Raw genomic sequence first — 18,862 nt, 5'->3', positions numbered from 1 at the left:
TGCACAAACTCTAAATTGCATTTCCCATTCATTCAAAACATCTCCACTAAATTATTAGTGCCATATTAGTTTAACAAATTGTTAATGGTGTTCCTATATTCTCTGCAACCTCGAAGGAATGAGTACTTTGCAAGGGAAGCAGTAAATCTTTCATCATCTCCACGTTTATTTTAAAGCTCGATATCAGAGCAGTGGGCATGATTACGACCAAGGAACTCTTAAAACAATGAAAAAATATCTACTGTCTGCGCTCACGGGTCTGTTGGTAAGCCAGGCCCATGCTGCACCTGAAGTTCATTATGAACAATGTAAAACTAGCTTTGAGTATTTAGGAGCGAGCTATTTTGGTACAACTAATAAAAACAACAGTGGTGGCCAATGGTGTTATCTCAAAAGCTCAATCGAGGACTCGACTTGGGGAAATGTTCGAGTTGAGACAATTCCAGAGTTTAAAACAGTAACGGGTAAACGTTGTTTATCGCCATCGAATTACCAAGGTGAAGCTTTTTATGGTTGCACGACCAAAGCCCATACTGCACCTTGGTGCTACGTAGGCGAAAGCGCCTGGGAAGAATGTGAAATTGAGGAGCCTCAACCTGAACCTCTACTTTCTCATACTATGGTTTCGGAAAACTCAACTCTGAAGCGTATTGCTGTTGGTTCTTGTTTCAAAACACAAGGAGATATGCCAGCTGCGATGAGCAGAGTTGTATCACAGTCACCCGATCTGTTTTTGTGGATGGGTGACAATATCTACGCAGATACAACAGACATGAATTATATGCGCCAAAAATACGATGATAAGAAGCGAAATGCGGAATATCAAAAGTTTTTATCAGCAAATATTCCTGTCATGGCGACGTGGGATGATCATGATTTTGGTAGTAATAATGATGGTAAGCATTACCCTAAAAGAGTAGAAAGCCAACTAGAGTTCTTACGTCATTTTGACATTCCTGCTGATGATCCTCGTTATAACGGCCAAGAAGGCGTTTATAGTGCAAAAATAGTCGGCCCACAAGGACAGACGACTCACGTGATTAACCTAGACGCACGTTACTTCCGTTCACCAACGTTTTCAAATTATGGAACATGTGAAGGTGATAGCAGCACTATGCTTGGTGAAAAGCAATGGCAGTGGCTACAAGATGAGTTAAATAAGCCAAGTGAGATCAAGGTGATCTCAAGTGGTATTCAAGTTCTCCCGCCATTGAACCAAGGCCGCAATAAATCAACTTACTGTGCCTATGGCAATGGCCAGAAGTTCACTCAAGCGGTGGCCTCTCTAAATGAACAAACCATGTCGGGTACCAGTTATGAGTCTTGGGCTGAGATCCCTCAGGAAAGAGAGAAGCTACTCAGAATGGTGCAGAAGTCTCTTAACGATGGCAAAACAAAGGCCGTAATTTTTGTTTCAGGCGACCAGCATTGGGGCGAGCTATTAGAAAAACGAATTCCTGCAAGTAACCAATTTGGTAAAGAGGCAAGGGTATATGAGATCACGGCTTCTGGCTTTGGCCAAAACTGGCCTTATCATATTGAAAATCCATTAAGACTACCTATTTATGCGGACTCGAAGGGTGATGCGAAATTTGCGAATGAATGTAAGCTGCCTTTCAAATACGCAGGTGTTACGTATCAAGGTTGTACAACGCGTGATAACGATAAACCTTGGTGTTACACCCAAGTTGATAGTAACGGTAATGGTGTGAAAGGGGAGTGGGGTAATTGTGCTCCTTCTGGCGCCATAGTTCCGACTGGCCAAGTGGGTGTAGTCAGCGAAAATATGGCTTCGTTAACGACGGGTAATCGTCACCTAATCAATAAATCGGGAAGTAATTACGGGTTACTGGATATCGATTGGACAAAACGTACGATTAAAATGTCTATCGAAACCTCGGATGAAGAAGCTGTCTCAACCATCATTAATTTTTAAATTGATTAAGCTTTAAACTTTGGTCCAGTACAGTCGAGTGTGAACTCATTGGCTGGACCTTGCTATCAAAAATCTACACCCATATCAGAGGGTCAAGTTATGCAAGCCATGCGTGCGATAAGATTACGTAAACTCTATGTAGTGTGAAACACTCGAGAGAGTCAGAAATTCAACTAGAACGATTAAGTTAGTGTCTTGGTTATAGTTCGGTTTTAAGTGAGAGCGGCAAACCGAAAATATTGGGCAATACAATAACATTCAACTTTAAATGCAATCGAATTAAACTCTTAATAATCTTTTCTTAATCCAAACTACATTTTTTACAAAATCTTCTATAGTTATTTAGGATGGGAATGAGTACCGACCATTTCGGACTTAACTGATTAATAGCGTGCGTGAAAGCAAAGTCAAACGAGTAGCAGGTTTTCTAAAGCCATAGGTGATCCTATTTTGTTGATTTAGCTCTTGTTAACCTCGTTGCGCTTAGAGGACTACACCATGACCAATATCATCAAAACGGCCTTAGAAGAAAACCTCTTTTTTTCGCAATTATTGTTAAAAACCTCCGCATTGAATTTCTTACGTAATCTTGTTATAGAGTCCCATCTAGCGCTCGTCATTACGGATTCCGATATTTCAAAAGGGTTGAAAATCATTTATGCCAATGATGAATTTTGTAAGCAAATGGGCTATCAGCTTGCGGAAATTGTTGGGATGTCACCCGCCATTTTTAGAGTACCTCTGAGTGACCAAAAGCTTATTGACCAAGTTAAAAAGCAATTAGCGGAAAAGGGCTGCTTCTTTGGGTCCTCTGTGAGTTATAAAAAGGACGGTAGCTTTTTCCCTGTTCAGTGGAGTATTTCAGACATTCGAGATGAGGATGGAGAAGTAACCCATTATTTTATGGTGCAAAAGGATTTATCACGGCAGACACGTCTCATTGAACAAATGAAGCGGTCCAATGAATTGTTCAAAGAGCACATTCGCAATAACAAATCTAAAGTTGAAGTGAGCGAGCAAATCGTTTCACAGATTATGGAAAACGAAAAATATTACAGTACCGTGCTTTTTGAAGGGGTTGAGTTGTTTGAAGACCCATTTGAAGACTTGTTCTTTGATATTGATACGGATAACGAAGCTCAGGTGACTAAAACCAAAGAACCGTTGTCCTCAGAAAAATTTTTATCACGTAATACCTTTGAAGAAGACGATATACAGTCACTTTTCGACAATATTGACGATATATTGCTAGAGATTGAGTTAATTAACTCCCGTGAACTGGATTTATCAAACATCGAAAAAATTTCCAATGCGTTTGGGTATTTGTCTAGCAGCCTGTACTTCTTCTACGAATTTAATGACGCTGCTATTGTGCTGGATGAGCTCGCGAAACAACTGAGAAATGTCGATTGTAATGAAATTTTCCCGATAGCCGTGCTTGAATCGCTGTCTGATGAACTGAAACTCTGGTTATCTGATATCTTTGTCACGAGTGAATGCGAAAACATTTACGAAAAGGAAGCGAATATACTGGCGATGACGAAGCAGTTGCTTTCAATGCTCTAAAATAGTTTTGTGCAAGGGATCCACTAGAATGCATGTGTTTTTGTTTTAGATTGCATCGACATGGATAATGAACGGGTTCAACAAACCAAGTCGATGCGTAAAACTAAAAAAAGTAACTTATTGAACATGCAATAAAGTCGTCTGATTTCAAAGTGTAAAGTGGTCTCTCATCATTGTTTGTTGAAAACGCCCAACCTTCAATTTGCCATTTCCACCTTTCTTCAAGTCGACCTGAAGCTTCTAATTTAATGGCTTGCTCCGATTTGCCGAGGTCTTGGCTGATACCAAACAAAATTTCGCTCCCATTTGCGTCATTCAACGCCAAACGCCAACCAATAAAAATATCGTTTTGATTTAATGCAACGTCATGGTTGTCGTAGGAATATTCTGCTATCCAGCCTAAGTCGTATACAGTATCAAATACACCAACTTGCGTGTATTCAACCCCTGTCGTGGACGCGAACTCATTGCGTATACTGTCTCGATAACGAGCCTCAAGCTTCCAGAGCCAATCTCCCGATACATTTTGCAACTCTAAACCAATTTGTTGCATTTGAGCGTAAAAAGGCACAACTGAATTCTGTTGGGGAATAAATTCCGGTTCGCGATTTGTGCCATTAAAATAGGAGAGGGCAAAATCCCAAGTCTCAACGCTGTTGCTGTACCTAAACGCATAATCTAAATGATGTTCTCGCCGTGATGATTCGTATCGTGCATTATCATCCACATCAAACGGTAGCGATAGACGACTATCTCTGCCCGCAAAAGTACGTTCCCGAAAATACGGTAATATGTACGAATCCAAGGTTCCCCAGTCCTTCACCATTTTAAAGCGGAGCATTGGTTGCCCAAGTTTGTCTTCACCGTCGAATCCTTCAACAGCATCGGTTTGGTTTATTACATCAACAAGATGGGTGGACTCAGTTACGCCCCAAAAAACGCGACCAATGCCAACGCTAATTTCGTAGTCTTGCCAGTAATGAAGCCACTGAAGTTCACGAATATCAGCATGAGTGCGCTCTGAGTCATGACTGTCGATCCGAAAAAATGGTTTGAAATTGATAATATGACCATCATTTTGCCAAAGCCACTCAGTTTCGAGCATTAAACTGTTTTGGATACGATTGACGGCTCCTTCAAGTTCAGTCTTTTCCGTCTGTAGGAAATTCCGTTGGTCTACTTGTATTTCTCCATGAAAGTCTATCTCTGGATTTGCGGCAAGCTGGGTGCTGAATGCACCCAAACAAAAAGAGAGACTAACAAAACCTTGTGAGGGTTTTAACGTCATCACTACCTCGCACGCTGTAAACTAGCTTGGTTAAAGTCACTGATTGCAAGTCCTTGAGAGAATTCAAGACTTTCTGTCGTAAGGCGAGTGGCTTTGTGTGTTTGCACATTGTCCATTTCTAACGTATGAGCACGCCAAAATTTACCTAGATGCATTTGATAATCGCGTAAAGTGAGGGTTTTCAGAAGCGCGCCTTTACGGTCATAGTATTCTACTTTCAGTGGTTGATAATGTAGTTTATCTAGCCAGACATGTTGTTTGGTATACCCTGAGTTTTTATCAACAGGGATTTGCTCAAGCAAGAACGTACTTTGGTTGTCTAGCATTTGTTCTCCCAGATAATTGAACTGGTATTTAGCTAATTCAAAGGAGCTGAGATCTTCGTAGGCAAATTCGCTTCCCATAAAGGGACCGGATTTGTTTTTTGATGCTATACGTTTTACTCGCTTTAGTGCAGGTAAATAAAGCCATTGTTCGTCTGCTTCGGTGGCGTGCGAGAAGTTTAAGAAAGCCGTTCCTTTCACATCTAAAGGAGTGTCGAAGATGGTGAGGCCTTTGTCTCCGTCATTTTCGACTTCGAGCATTTTCATTCGTAAGTGACGCTCGCTCGTATCTCCATTAGCGTTCGTCAGCAGCATCGTCATACTTGCTTGGCTATCACCCCAGCCACTATCAAGTTGTTTACGTTTGGTTGCAATAGTGATGCCCTGTTCCTCGTTTGCGATAGCAAAAGTATTTGTCATCGCAATAATTGTGCTACCAGCTACTAAGAGAGTTGAAATAATAGTACTCATTTTCATCGTGTTATCCTTTTAATTAGTATTTGCTGATCAGTTGTGGTTCGGTGGTTGTAATTATTTCATTAGACTCAATCACTTCGTGACTTCCCGATTTATCGAACCAAAGCAACATGCAGGGCAGTAGAATAAAATCCACAATTAGCGCGATAAAAATAACAAGTGCACTGAGCTGCCCCATATCTGAGTTAAGGCGAAATGCGGAGGTGCCTAACATTGCAAAGCCAGCCACAAGTACACAGGTTGTAATTAAGAGCGCACGGCCAACCGTGATAAACGCATAGCGAATCGCCCCCTCCGGAGATTGACCTTGTTGTTTCGCATATTGATATTTACTCAAGAAATGCACGGTATCATCAACAACGATCCCAAGTGTAAGCGTAACGACTACGCTTAAGCCTAAATTGATCTCACCGCTGTACAGTCCCCATAAACCAAACCCTAAAATAGCGGGCACGAGATTAGGCACTAAGCTAATAAGGCCTAACCTAAGTGAGCGCAGCGAAAACACCAACAAACCGGAAATGAGTAACAAAGCCATGGGCAAAGATTGCAACATGCTCCTCATGTTTATCTCACCGATGTGCGCAAACATCAGACTCGGGCTGGAAATTTGAGCTTGATAGTTGGCGGCATTCAAATCTAGCCATGCTCGAATTTCCGCTTCAATGGCGACGAGCTCTTTACTCCCTTGATTAGCCAATGTGAGTTGCAACTTGACGGCGGATTTGTCGATATTCACCTGATTATTCAAATCGAGGCCATAGGGAAGCGACATTTCGTACATCAATAAGTATTGCGCCGCGAGTTCTCTGTCATCCGGTAGTTTATAAGCATGGATATCATCACCATGGAGGTTCATGTTTAAGCGTTTAAAGGTGTCAGCAAGGCTTGTAACGTGATGCACTTGTTCTTTCGAGCGAAGCCAGATCGTTAAATGGTCAAGCGTTTGTAGAAAATCTGGAGAGCTAATTCCGTCACTTTGTCCGCTGTCGAGCGCAATGCTTACCGTTGTCATGCCACTTAAGTGCTGCTCCATAAAGTCCGTCGCATCGCGAAACTCGCTGCCTTTTGCAAAATACTTAACCGCTTCGTCATTGATTCGATTTTGACCGACTGCGAAAGCTGCAGCGATTACCAAAATGACAGATGTCGCAGTGAGCAGGACTTTTTTTGCTATAAGCCAGTCGGCGAATTTAGAAAAGCGCAGTGAACCCGTCGTGTCAGACTTCATACTGGGTCTGAATGGTAAAACGTGCACCAATGCCGGTAAGAGCGTAAGTGACAGGACACAAGCAATCATTACTCCTAACGCTGACAGGTTTCCTAAATCTCGGATGATTGGAACATCGAGGGAATTCATTACAAGGAAGCCAAGTGCTGTTGTAACAGAGGTAATGATCACCGGAAGCCAGTTGCTTTGTAGGCTCAATCGGATTGCATCTGATTTGTTCGCACCAGAACGCATGTGATGACGGATTGCGGCAAGAATATGTACGCAATCGGCAACGGCGATCGTTAACACCATTGTCGGTACGTTAACCGTCGCTGTGCTCAAAAACATTCCAAGCCAGCCAGCAATCCCGAGTGTCGCAACAACGGCACCGACGATCACGATGAGCGTATAAACGACAGCGGCAAAACTTCGCAGCAAAAGTCCTAAAAAGATCATGATGACCAATAACATTGCGGGTACAAGCGTGGAAAAATCGTTCTGAGAGGCGTCGATAAACGCATAGTTCATAGCGACTTGGCCACTTTGGTAGAAAGTAAGGTTTGGGTAGTTGGTTTGATATTCTTCAACAAGTTTTTGCGTAAATTGCTTGATGGCAATCACTTTGTCTGTTTTATCTATGTCTGGGAGTTGAACGGTGATATTGACGATAGCAACCGTTTCATCAGTACTTACTAAGGAGCGTCGAGTTTGCGGTTCATTAAGGGCGACATGGCGAATATTCGCAATGTTCTCAGGCGTCAATAAACTTTCGGATGCAATGAGATCCTCAACGACCAAGTCGTCATTCTCCGCAGTGGTATGCTGGAAGTTGGCGATTGAATCAACTCGACTAGAATAAGGGGTTTTCCAAGCTGACTGGGTTAATTCCTCAATGACTCGCAGTGTTTCTGGGTTAAATACGGATTGTCCATTTGCTGAAACGACGATGGAAATATTGTCGCTTTTATTGAATGTCCGTTCTATCGTTTCAAATTGAGTCATTTGTGCATTATCGCTGTCGAAGAACACACGATAATCGCCGCGAAAGTACAATTTTCCACTTCCCATTGCAGCTGTAAAGAGCAAGAGTAAGCTAATGACAATTGTTGTTTTCGGAGCGTTAATGATGGACTTTAGCCATGTTGGTATCATTTCCTTTCTCTCCAGTTAAATTGACGAAACGTCAACTAATTTTCTTAAAAAACCAGCTTGATGGCTGGCTGTAAAAGTACACTTTTGCTATCAATTAAATGACGATTCGTCATTTAATGTTTTGAAAAAACTCGCCTGTTTAGCGAGTTTCAATTATCCACTGTAAATTTCACATTCTTAGGATAACAAGTGTAAGAGAGTCGGGGCGTATCAACTAAATAGAATTAGATGCTTTTAAACAGGCCACTTCATCGGCGAAAATCGTCTCTTCGACTTTAAGCCACACTTTTTTGTAATCCCATTTACTTGAAAGCGGCAACCATTGCATACCATCAAGCATTATATTGATGTTATAAAGCGCAGTGAAAGGATCCAAAACGGGTTCTATACATCTGCTTTCTTTTGCACTGTTAATCAATGCATTTGTTCCAAATGCGACAGCCCAATTCGCAAAGATGAGCGTATCGCTGCTAATTGTTGGGCTTAATTGTAAATCGCCAGCACTTACTGCATCCGTGATAAATTGGTCAGCGACAGCAATTAATCTTTCTTCTTGCGCTATGCTCTTCTCTAAATTTTCAGGGTCGCATTTTTCCATAACCCAAGGGGTTTTAGAGGTAAGTACACACAAAAACATGACGGGTTCGAGCTTCGAGAAAAGGTTGTACGCTACGTGCAACGCAACCATGCGCTCTCTGCTACTACCTTGAAATTCATAAGCTCGTTTGAACAGGCTCTCCATGAATTTCATCGACTCAATACTAAGCGCAACAATGACATCTTCTTTACTGTTGAAGTGATTGTAAATTGTGCCCTTTGAGTATGCACTCTTAGCGGCAAGCTTATCCATTGTGAAACTATGAAAGCCCTCAAGAGCGATAATTTCACGCGCTAGCATCAGTAATTCTTGATGTCGCTCTGCAATAGCAACCTGCTTTTTAGATTTACCTAAAAAACTATGTTGGCAACTCGATTTACAGCCAAATTTAAACATGAAATTCTTTTTCTCTACCCATAATGGTCAGAAGAATACCACAGCCAAACTGATTTGCCTTAAAAACCTATTTACGTGTCTATTTTTGTGTCGCTTCGTCAAAATTGACTTTACGTCATTATTTTCTAAACTTGACGAATAGTCAATAAATGATGCGATTATTTTGATCATCTTTATTGGGTATTTTTCCTTCAGGCTAGAACCATGGCACTCGCTGCCGGATTGTAAAAAACGACATAAAAAATATATTTATTATTTTCAATAAGATAATAGCTTTCTGCTAATAAATCGTACCTGTTTACTTGCAAAACATTTGGTTTATCGCTTTAAATGAAAGCGCTTACATGTTATTTAAATGTAGCAAGTGATAAATATTTGTTTTGTCAAAACGAGGTAGTAATACGACAGGGCAAACTTGACTCATCAAAGCAAAGACAAAGGAAAGTACAATGAAAACAATAATATCGACCTCGCGAAGGCATTTGCATGCAAGCCTCGCTTTCGTTGCTGTGCTCCTCACTCCGCAAACTCAAGCCGCTGTTGGAAGCTTGATGTGGGAAGATAATTTCAACAGTTTCAATACAGAAATTTGGAACGTGGATACGGGTGATGGATGCGCTGTGGGTTTATGCGGCTGGGGCAATCAAGAACTGCAATGGTACAGTGAAAACAACATTCGCATTGAAGACATCAATGGAGAGTCAGGAAACAAAGGCTTAGTCATCGAGGCAAGGCGCGAATCAGTTGGAGGGAAAGGCTTTACCTCTGGAAAAATCCAAAGTAGCAATAAACTCGCGATCAAATACGGCATGGTCGAGATGCGAATGAAAGTATCTGGCGTGGATATGGGTCTTTGGCCCGCACTTTGGATGCTTGGAACAAGCACCGCAACATGGCCTGCGAAAGGTGAGATTGACATTATGGAAATGGGGCAATCTGCACAAAGCCGAGCAGACGCAGGGTTCCCAGGTGCTCCGTCAAACAATTATACAGGGTCGAATCTTATTTTTTATACCGAAGCTGCCTGCAGTAGCGGGAATCCAACCTGTGCAGCAAGTCTTGCTTGGCAAAACGACAATGCTCATTTGAGTGCGCAACCGTTGACAGATCGGTTTGTGACCTATCGTTTGTATTGGACACAAACATCAATTCGGTTTGCTGTGGTCGATAATGGTATTGAATACGACATGTACGACGCTCCCTTTTTCATTGATGATGAATCAAGCGAATTTAGAGAACCGTTTTATTTGCTTATGAATCTTGCTGTAGGGGGCAATTTTACGGATGCGCACAGTGACAGTGAGGTAACAGCACCTCTACCGGGCAGGATGATTGTCGATTATGTGCGTGTGTATCAGCTTGATGGTCAAGGAGAAGTGTTTTTGGGTAACACCACTCCAGCGGAGCATGGCACATTCGGTGTCTTTACCGATAACACGCCAACATCAAACAAATTATCGTTGGGTGAAAATGCCGATTTTTATTTATGGAATCAAATTTCTATAAGTACAGGAAATGCAGCGCCCTATGAAGGTAGTTCCGTTATTTCTTGGAACTACACGCCAAATCAGTGGTTTGGTGGTGGTTTTCAAGCTCGGCAAGCTCGGGACATGAGTGCATTTGTTTACGGTGACGTCCGGTTTAAGATCAAAATCCCTGCGAATGTATCATTTAAGGTTGGTATTGCGGATACCTATACGAATGAAAACTGGATAACGTTTCCTGCGAATACAACGACCTATGGATTAGTTCGTCATGGTGACTGGGCAGAAGCCGTAATTCCAGTGAAAGACCTAGCTGGGCCACTTATCGCGTTACAGTCAATCAAAAACCACTTCAATATCGTGTCAGTTGACGGACAAATACCGACATTCTCCTTTGAAATGGCTATGGATGATATTGTTTGGACGGTTGGTGGTAGCGCGCCAGATCTGGATTCAGATGGCGATGGTGTAAAGGATGCTCTCGATCTATGTCCAAATACTCCAGTCGGCACACCAGTCGATGAAAAAGGATGTGAACTCTCAACGTTAATCGACATCACAGATTCTGCGGGAGAATTGACTGGCCAATACAACGATTCACCACAAGGTGAAACAATAGAAAAAGTCATTGATAACAACCTTAATACGAAGTATCTGACTTTTCATAACGGAATGTGGATCCAATTCAAGGCGACCGACGGGGCCTACATTGCAAAAGGCTACAGATTGACGTCAGCAAATGATGTGGCTGTTCGCGATCCATTGAACTGGACATTGCTGAGACCAAACGATGGAGTAAGTTGGGCAACCTTAGATTCACGGAATAACGAAGACTTTGCATCTCGATTCGAAACAAGGGAATTTTCATTTAGCAATCAAACGCCATACCAATATTATCGACTGACCATGAACAACAATAGTGGCAATATTACACAACTTGCAGAATGGTCTATCTTAACCGAACCAACTCGGCAGGCTGTAGATTCAGATGGTGATGGGGTTGAAGATCCGCAAGATGAATGTGCGAATACACCAGCGGGTACACAGGTTGACAGTAAGGGATGTCCAATTGTGTTGCAACCATATGGTATTACTCAAACGAGTAAGTCGAGCGTTGAGTTTTTTGTCAATACAACGGATTGGGCTGACGTCCACTATCGAATCAACGGTGGGGGTCAACAAAATGTGCGGATGGTGGTAAGTGGAGGCCGAAATACACTGAGTCTCGATAGTCTTCAAAATGGGGATACCGTTGAGTATTGGTTTACCTACCAAACCAGCTCGGGGGCTGTCGATACAAGCGTAAAAACGTTCACACTCACAGGTGATGGCGGTACGCCACCGAATGCTGACAGTGATGGCGACGGCGTGCCTGACACACTTGACTCGTGTCCAAATACGCCAGTAGGCAGCAGCGTTGACAATCAAGGCTGCCCAATCACCTCAGGGTCAAACGTGGTTCCATTATATTCGGCGGAAACGGTGCTTGAGCAAGCTATTCAGTTTGATCGAGGAGATGCATTGGTTACTCGGTTTGCTGACAGAGGTCGTGATAGGCACGCAAAAGAGGACCAATTTCAGAGTTATGATCATTATCTTTCTCACTATTGGACACATCGAACTGCACAATTTCAGTTTGTTGATTACGTAGCGAAAGGTGGAAACAGTCTGGAGATTACGTTTATTACCGAGTGGCCGCTTGACGAAAGGGAGTTTCGTGCTTGGTATCGAGGTTTGAATACCGTTGCTGAGTATCACGGCAACTATTTTGGTGTGAACGGCGCGGTTCAAGAATTAGACCATGGAAGCTATGATCATAATTTCAACAAAATCAGCGATAGCGGTACTCAGCATCGCTACCGATTAGTTATAAACGATTACCGACCACTTAACTGGGATCCGGGCCAAACCGGTTTTTTACCTTTGCAAGTCGGGCAGCGTATGGAATTTGAGGCAAGCCAATTTTTACTCGCTGCACCAGAAGGGAGGGATAACTATTACGGGACCACATATCTTTACGTCATCGGCCAAGGATTGGTTCCGTGGAAAACACAAGGGAACTTTGACGATAAAGGATCTCAACGTGAAGACTCATACCCAATCGCGCAAAGTGCGTGGCTCGGTGGAGGGACCACCTTACCCTACAACTATACCGATGAACCAGACAATCATTTCATGCAAATGGCAACCAACTTGTCCAACGTGAACGGGCAAATGTTTGTTGAAGGTCGTCGAGTGCATCACAGTAGTTTTGTTTCGGGACAACACGATGAGCATGGAAATGAGAATGGAATTTTTGATGCAGCCGTTGGCAAAGCGGGTCCTCATTACATAAATCAAAGTTGTGTGAGTTGCCATGCTCGAAACGGTCGCGCAGCACCCGCGGCAGTCGGAGAACCTTTAAACAAATGGGTATTCAAAGTGGCAGACAGTAACGGAAATCCAGATCCGCTCATCGGAAAAGTATTGCAGCCAAGTACGTTTGGGATCCCAAGCAGCGAAAGTGAAGGCAGCGTTATTATCTCCAGTTGGAGTGACAGCAATGGTTTGCGGAAGCCGAATTTCCAATTCAGCAAAACCACACCTGCCAAATTTTCAGCGCGTATCGCACCACAACTCGTTGGAATGGGGTTATTAGAGGCAATTTCTGAAGAAACGATTTTAGCGCGAGAAGACCAAAACGACTTGGACGGCGATGGTATTTCAGGCAAAGCCAATCGTATCGCGGATCCTGAAACTGGCGTAACACGTCTCGGTCGATTTGGGTGGAAAGCGACAACGGTAAATTTGAAGCATCAAGTTGCCAGTGCTTTCAATACGGATATGGGGGTAACATCAAGCTTATTACCGAGTCCTGATTGTGGCTCCGCTCAATCGAATTGTGGCGGTAGTGCAGTCGAGGTGTCAGATACCGACCTTGATAAATTAGTAAAGTATCTGGCGCTTTTAGGTATTCGTGCACAGCGAGATGTGGAGAGTGCGCAAGTTCAGCAGGGAAAAAGTGTATTTGCAAGCATTGGGTGTGGACAGTGTCACGTCGATACCATGCAGACAAGCGCTTTCCACCCCTTTTCTGAGCTACGCAATCAAACTATTCACCCTTACACTGATTTGTTGTTGCATGATATGGGCAGTGGTTTAGCGGACACGCTCAGTGAAGGTGATGCAATTGGCTCGGAGTGGCGCACAACACCACTTTGGGGAATAGGATTGTCCGCCTGCGTGACGGGTGGGCTAGACAACATTCTTGGTGGTCAAGGTAATGAGTTCTGTACGCCACAACATAGCTATTTACATGATGGTCGGGCACGTAGTCTCGAAGAAGCTATTCTTTGGCATGGCGGAGAAGGGCAAACGGCTAAAGTTGCCTTTGAAATGTTGGGTAGTTCAGATAAAAGCGCATTGTTGGCGTTTTTAAATAGCTTATAATTCGTTATCTCATTGAATTAAAAATAAAAAACCCAAGTATAAACTTGGGTTTTTCCGTTGCGAGTCGATGTGTAATTACAGGTATTCGACTTCAGTGATTTCATACTCAACAGCACCATTAGGTGTTTGAATCGTCACCATGTCATCAACTTCTTTACCAATCAAACCACGCGCGATAGGTGAATTTACCGAAATCAAATTTTCTTTGATGTTCGCTTCATCATCACCCACGATGCGATAAGTGACTTCAGCGTCGGTATCAACGTTTACAATAGAAACGGTAGAGCCGAAAATGACTTTTCCATTGTTTGTCATCTTTGTCACGTCGATAACTTGAGCTGTAGACAACTTAGCTTCAATTTCTTGAATACGTCCTTCACAAAAGCCCTGTTGTTCACGTGCAGCGTGGTACTCTGCGTTCTCTTTTAAATCACCGTGTTCACGCGCGTCGGCGATGTCTGCAATGATTTTAGGACGCACAACAGATTTTAAGTGATTCAGTTCGTCACGAAGCAGCTTCTCGCCTCGTACAGTCATCGGAATTGATTGCATAGTTATCTCGCTATAAGCTGGGGTTTTCACCCCAGCATCGTACTTAGTTTAATCGCTGGTGCAGCTCTTGAACTGAGCTTACATTTGCTCTGTCATCCGCAGAGTGCGCTTTACAGTTAGCAAATGCAGCGTTCAACGTAGTGGTGTAGTTTATTTTGTGTTGAAGTGCACCACGACGCAACACCTTAGAGTCTTCAATTGCTTGGCGACCTTCAGTCGTGTTTACTATGTAGCTGTACTCTTTATTCTTGATACGGTCAAGAATATGAGGACGTCCTTCGAACACTTTGTTCACGCGGCGAACGTCGATGCCAGCTTCTTCTAGTGCTGCTGCAGTACCAGAGGTTGCATCTAATTCGAAACCTAGCGCTTTCATTGTCTTAGCAAGCTCAACTACACGTGCCTTGTCACCATTGCGCACAGATAGTAACGCGCGACCACCGCGTGGTAAAGTGTTACCCGCACCTAATTGTGCTTTTGCGAAGGCTTCGGCGAAGTTTTCACCAACACCCATTACTTCACCTGTTGAACGCATTTCTGGTCCACGCATTGGGTCAACGCCAGGGAACTTAGCAAATGGAAGAACAACTTCTTTCACGCTGTAGTACGGAGGAATAACTTCCTTCGTTACACCTTGTGATTGCAGTGATTGACCAACCATACAACGTGCTGCAACTTTCGCAAGCGCAACGCCAGTTGCTTTAGAGACGAATGGCACAGTACGCGCAGCACGCGGGTTCACTTCGATTAAGTAAACTTCGCCATCTTTAACTGCAAACTGAGTATTCATTAGGCCAACTACGCCAAGTTCAAGCGCCATTGCTTTTACTTGCTCACGCATCACGTTTTGAATTTCTTCAGACAGTGAGTGTGCAGGTAGCGAACACGCAGAGTCACCAGAGTGAACACCGGCTTGTTCGATGTGTTCCATGATACCTCCAATCAAGACTTCTTGGCCGTCACAGATAGCATCTACGTCAACTTCTGTTGCATCATCAAGGAAACGGTCAAGTAGTACAGGCGCTTCGTTTGATACTGATACCGCGTGAGTCATATAACGGCGTAGGTCATCTTCGTCATAAACGATTTCCATTGCGCGACCACCAAGTACGTAAGATGGACGAACAACCAGTGGGAAGCCGATTTCTTGAGATTTAACAATCGCTTCTTCTAGTGACGTTACTGTTGCGTTTTCTGGTTGAAGTAGATTCAAACGCTCAACTAAATGTTGGAAACGCTCACGGTCTTCAGCGCGGTCAATCGCATCTGGAGAAGTACCAATGATTGGCACGCCATTCGCTTCAAGCGCACGAGCTAGTTTAAGTGGTGTTTGACCACCGTACTGCACGATTACGCCTTTTGGCTTCTCAACACGTACGATTTCTAACACGTCTTCTAGCGTGATTGGTTCGAAGTACAAACGATCAGACGTATCGTAGTCTGTTGATACAGTCTCTGGGTTACAGTTAACCATGATCGTTTCATAACCGTCTTCGCGCATCGCTAAAGCGGCGTGAACACAGCAGTAATCGAACTCGATACCTTGACCGATACGGTTCGGGCCACCGCCGATAACCATGATTTTGTCTTTGTCTGACGGCTGCGCTTCACACTCTTCGTCGTAGCTTGAGTACATATACGCTGTGTCTGAGCTGAACTCAGCCGCACATGTGTCTACGCGTTTGTAAACTGGAACGATGTTAAGTGCATGGCGCTTTTTACGGATTTCAGTTTCTGAAACACCGGCGATTTCAGCGATACGCGCGTCAGCAAAGCCTTTACGTTTCAGTTTACGTAGGAAGTCTTCAGTCAGACCTGCCATTCCCACTTCTTTGATTGTCGCTTCGTCTTTTAGGATGTCTTCGATTTGAACTAGGAACCAACGGTCAATTTTTGTAAGTTCGAATACTTCTTCGATAGACATACCATGACGCATTGCATCGGCAACGTACCAAATGCGCTCTGCACCTGGCTCACGAAGCTCATGAACAATTTTTTCACGTGCATTCGGGTCGTCAAGAGCAACGATAGGGTTGAAACCCGTCGCGCCAACTTCAAGACCACGAAGTGCTTTGTGTAGAGACTCTTGTTGGTTACGGCCAATTGCCATTACTTCACCAACAGACTTCATTTGCGTCGTTAGACGGTCGTTAGAACCCGCGAACTTTTCAAAGTTAAAACGTGGGATCTTAGTCACAACGTAGTCAATTGAAGGTTCGAATGACGCAGGTGTCGCACCACCCGTGATGTCGTTTTTAAGCTCATCTAGCGTATAACCTACAGCCAATTTTGCAGCGATTTTCGCAATTGGGAAACCCGTTGCTTTAGAGGCTAGGGCAGATGAACGTGATACACGCGGGTTCATCTCGATGATAACCATACGGCCATCGGCTGGGTTTACACCAAATTGTACGTTTGAACCGCCAGTTTCAACACCGATTTCACGAAGAACGGCCATCGATGCGTTACGCATTAATTGGTATTCTTTGTCTGTTAGTGTTTGTGCTGGTGCTACCGTGATTGAATCACCTGTGTGAACACCCATCGGGTCAAAGTTTTCGATCGAACACACGATGATACAGTTGTCGTTTTTATCACGAACCACTTCCATCTCGTATTCTTTCCAACCGATCAAGCTTTCATCGATGAGAAGCTCTTTCGTTGGTGAAAGGTCAAGACCACGAGTACAGATCTCTTCGAATTCTTCCATGTTGTAGGCAACACCACCACCAGTACCACCCATTGTGAATGATGGACGGATGATACATGGGAAGCCGATACGAGTTAGAATATCAAGCGCTTCTTCCATTGAGTGAGCGATTTCAGCACGTGGACACTCAAGGCCGATTTTTTTCATCGCTTTGTCGAAACGTTCGCGGTTTTCCGCTTTATCGATTGCATCTGCAGTTGCACCGATAAGCTCAACGTCATATTTTGCAAGAACACCGTGACGGTCAAGATCTAGAGCACAGTTTAGTGCTGTTTGACCACCCATTGTCGGTAGTACGGCACATGGGCGCTCTTTTTCGATAATTTTTTCTACTACTTCCCAATGGATAGGCTCGATGTACGTCGCATCTGCCATTTCTGGGTCAGTCATAATAGTTGCTGGGTTCGAGTTTACTAGGATAACTCGATAGCCTTCTTCTCTTAGGGCTTTACATGCTTGCGCGCCTGAATAGTCAAACTCACACGCTTGACCGATAACGATTGGGCCTGCGCCTAAAATAAGAATGCTTTTTATGTCGGTACGTTTTGGCATTTTGACTCCGCTATTAATTAGGCTTTACGTGCTTGCATTAATTCAATGAAATGGTCGAACAACGGCGCTGCGTCGTGTGGACCTGGGCTTGCTTCTGGGTGACCTTGGAAGCTAAACGCTGGCTTGTCAGTACGGTGAATACCCTGAAGAGTGCCATCGAATAATGAAACGTGAGTTGCACGTAGATTCGCAGGTAATGTTGCTTCATCTGCAGCGAAACCGTGGTTTTGTGCCGTGATCATAACAACGTTGCGATCTAAATCTTTAACAGGGTGGTTACCGCCATGATGGCCAAATTTCATTTTTACTGTTTTAGCACCGGAAGCGAGAGCTAGAAGCTGGTGGCCGAGGCAAATGCCGAAAATAGGAGTGTCTGTTTCTAGGAAGGATTTGATAGCATCGATTGCGTAGGTACATGGTTCAGGGTCGCCAGGGCCATTAGACAAGAAGATTCCATCAGGATTCAACGCTAAGACCTCAGAGGCGGGGGTTTCAGCGGGAACCACGGTCAATTTACACCCTCTATCGACCAACATACGCAAAATGTTGCGTTTTACACCAAAATCGTACGCAACAACGTGAAACTTTTCTTCATCAGCCTGAAGCGTTTTAAAGCCTTCACCTAATGTCCAGCTTGATTCACGCCATGGAAAGGCTTCTTTTGCCGACACGACTTTTGCTAAATCCATACCTTTTAGGCCAGGGAAGGCCTTGGCAGCGTCCAGTGCTTTTTGTTCGCAAACTTCATCACCTGCGATGATACAGCCGTTTTGCGCACCCTTATCGCGAAGAATACGAGTTAGCTTACGTGTATCAATGTCAGCGATACCCAATATGTTGCGTTCTTTTAAGTAGTCACTTAACGATTGCTCGTTACGGAAATTACTCGCTAGCAATGGCAAATCGCGGATCACTAGGCCTTTCGCCCAGATTTGACCTGCTTCTTCGTCTTCGCTGTTAGTACCCGTATTACCGATGTGCGGGTAAGTTAGAGTAACAATTTGTTCCGCGTAAGACGGGTCTGTCAATATCTCTTGATAACCTGTCATCGACGTATTGAATACTACCTCACCGACAGAAATACCGTCAGCACCAATGGCAGTACCGCGAAACACTGTGCCGTCTTCAAGGACTAACAGAGCGGATTTAGTCAAGTTAACCTCCTAGATGTAAAAAAACGGGAGCT

The 18,862-nt window shown here is 43.8% G+C and carries 10 protein-coding genes; 3 read left to right on the top strand and 7 right to left on the bottom strand.

Annotation, left to right across the window (positions count from 1 at the left end):
* Window positions 1–226: 226 nt before the first annotated feature.
* Together J5O05_RS02640 and J5O05_RS02635 are read left to right on the top strand one after the other, a co-directional pair.
* Window positions 227–1,936: an alkaline phosphatase D family protein gene (locus tag J5O05_RS02640; protein ID WP_208843484.1), complete on the top strand. Its 1,710-nt coding sequence runs from the start codon at window positions 227–229 to the stop codon at window positions 1,934–1,936.
* Window positions 1,937–2,434: 498 nt separating this feature from the next.
* On the top strand, window positions 2,435–3,502 hold the full coding sequence (locus J5O05_RS02635; protein ID WP_208843483.1) for a PAS domain-containing protein: 1,068 nt from the start codon (window positions 2,435–2,437) through the stop codon (window positions 3,500–3,502).
* A gap of 103 nt (window positions 3,503–3,605) precedes the next feature.
* Here the strand turns inward: J5O05_RS02635 and J5O05_RS02630 are convergent, their stop codons facing one another.
* From J5O05_RS02630 to J5O05_RS02615, 4 genes are all read right to left on the bottom strand, one after another.
* The gene (locus tag J5O05_RS02630; RefSeq protein WP_244369749.1) at window positions 3,606–4,790 is read right to left on the bottom strand and encodes a hypothetical protein; all 1,185 of its coding nucleotides are present in this window, start codon (window positions 4,788–4,790) and stop codon (window positions 3,606–3,608) included.
* A gap of 2 nt (window positions 4,791–4,792) precedes the next feature.
* A complete protein-coding gene (locus tag J5O05_RS02625; RefSeq protein WP_341874699.1) occupies window positions 4,793–5,590 on the bottom strand; it encodes an outer membrane lipoprotein-sorting protein in 798 nt (265 codons plus the stop codon).
* A 16-nt stretch (window positions 5,591–5,606) separates the two neighbouring features.
* On the bottom strand, window positions 5,607–7,955 hold the full coding sequence (locus J5O05_RS02620) for an efflux RND transporter permease subunit (protein WP_208843482.1): 2,349 nt from the start codon (window positions 7,953–7,955) through the stop codon (window positions 5,607–5,609).
* A 214-nt stretch (window positions 7,956–8,169) separates the two neighbouring features.
* Window positions 8,170–8,949, bottom strand: a complete 780-nt coding sequence (locus tag J5O05_RS02615) for a TetR/AcrR family transcriptional regulator (RefSeq protein ID WP_208843481.1) — start codon at window positions 8,947–8,949, stop codon at window positions 8,170–8,172.
* A 449-nt stretch (window positions 8,950–9,398) separates the two neighbouring features.
* Here J5O05_RS02615 and J5O05_RS21570 point away from each other — a divergent pair, with 449 nt between their 5' ends.
* Window positions 9,399–13,862, top strand: coding sequence for a di-heme oxidoredictase family protein (locus tag J5O05_RS21570; protein WP_244369747.1), 4,464 nt, complete (start codon window positions 9,399–9,401; stop codon window positions 13,860–13,862).
* A 75-nt stretch (window positions 13,863–13,937) separates the two neighbouring features.
* On the opposite strand, the gene greA is transcribed toward J5O05_RS21570, so the two are convergent.
* Genes greA through carA form a run of 3 tightly spaced genes read right to left on the bottom strand, consistent with a single transcriptional unit; the run spans window position 13,938 to window position 18,830 of the window.
* Window positions 13,938–14,414 (bottom strand): transcription elongation factor GreA, encoded by a 477-nt coding sequence (gene greA / locus J5O05_RS02600; protein ID WP_208843480.1) that lies wholly within the window; start codon window positions 14,412–14,414, stop codon window positions 13,938–13,940.
* Window positions 14,415–14,457: 43 nt separating this feature from the next.
* Entirely contained in the window at window positions 14,458–17,676 is a 3,219-nt protein-coding gene (carB, locus tag J5O05_RS02595) for a carbamoyl-phosphate synthase large subunit (RefSeq protein WP_208843479.1), read from the bottom strand.
* Window positions 17,677–17,693: 17 nt separating this feature from the next.
* Window positions 17,694–18,830: a glutamine-hydrolyzing carbamoyl-phosphate synthase small subunit gene (carA, locus tag J5O05_RS02590; RefSeq protein WP_208843478.1), complete on the bottom strand. Its 1,137-nt coding sequence runs from the start codon at window positions 18,828–18,830 to the stop codon at window positions 17,694–17,696.
* Window positions 18,831–18,862: the final 32 nt, after the last annotated feature.

The organism is Pseudoalteromonas xiamenensis (genome assembly GCF_017638925.1).
GTDB lineage: Bacteria > Pseudomonadota > Gammaproteobacteria > Enterobacterales > Alteromonadaceae > Pseudoalteromonas > Pseudoalteromonas xiamenensis.
This window is presented reverse-complemented; position numbering and strand designations above follow the sequence as displayed.

Bases quoted from the DNA above. Each gene is read 5' to 3' on its own strand.
- J5O05_RS02640 (WP_208843484.1), top strand. From the start codon at position 227: ATGAAAAAATATCTACTGTCTGCGCTCACGGGTCTGTTGGTAAGCCAG.
- J5O05_RS02635 (WP_208843483.1), top strand. From the start codon at position 2,435: ATGACCAATATCATCAAAACGGCCTTAGAAGAAAACCTCTTTTTTTCG.
- J5O05_RS02630 (WP_244369749.1), bottom strand. From the start codon at position 4,790: ATGACGTTAAAACCCTCACAAGGTTTTGTTAGTCTCTCTTTTTGTTTG.
- J5O05_RS02625 (WP_341874699.1), bottom strand. From the start codon at position 5,590: ATGAAAATGAGTACTATTATTTCAACTCTCTTAGTAGCTGGTAGCACA.
- J5O05_RS02620 (WP_208843482.1), bottom strand. From the start codon at position 7,955: ATGATACCAACATGGCTAAAGTCCATCATTAACGCTCCGAAAACAACA.
- J5O05_RS02615 (WP_208843481.1), bottom strand. From the start codon at position 8,949: ATGTTTAAATTTGGCTGTAAATCGAGTTGCCAACATAGTTTTTTAGGT.
- J5O05_RS21570 (WP_244369747.1), top strand. From the start codon at position 9,399: ATGAAAACAATAATATCGACCTCGCGAAGGCATTTGCATGCAAGCCTC.
- greA (WP_208843480.1), bottom strand. From the start codon at position 14,414: ATGCAATCAATTCCGATGACTGTACGAGGCGAGAAGCTGCTTCGTGAC.
- carB (WP_208843479.1), bottom strand. From the start codon at position 17,676: ATGCCAAAACGTACCGACATAAAAAGCATTCTTATTTTAGGCGCAGGC.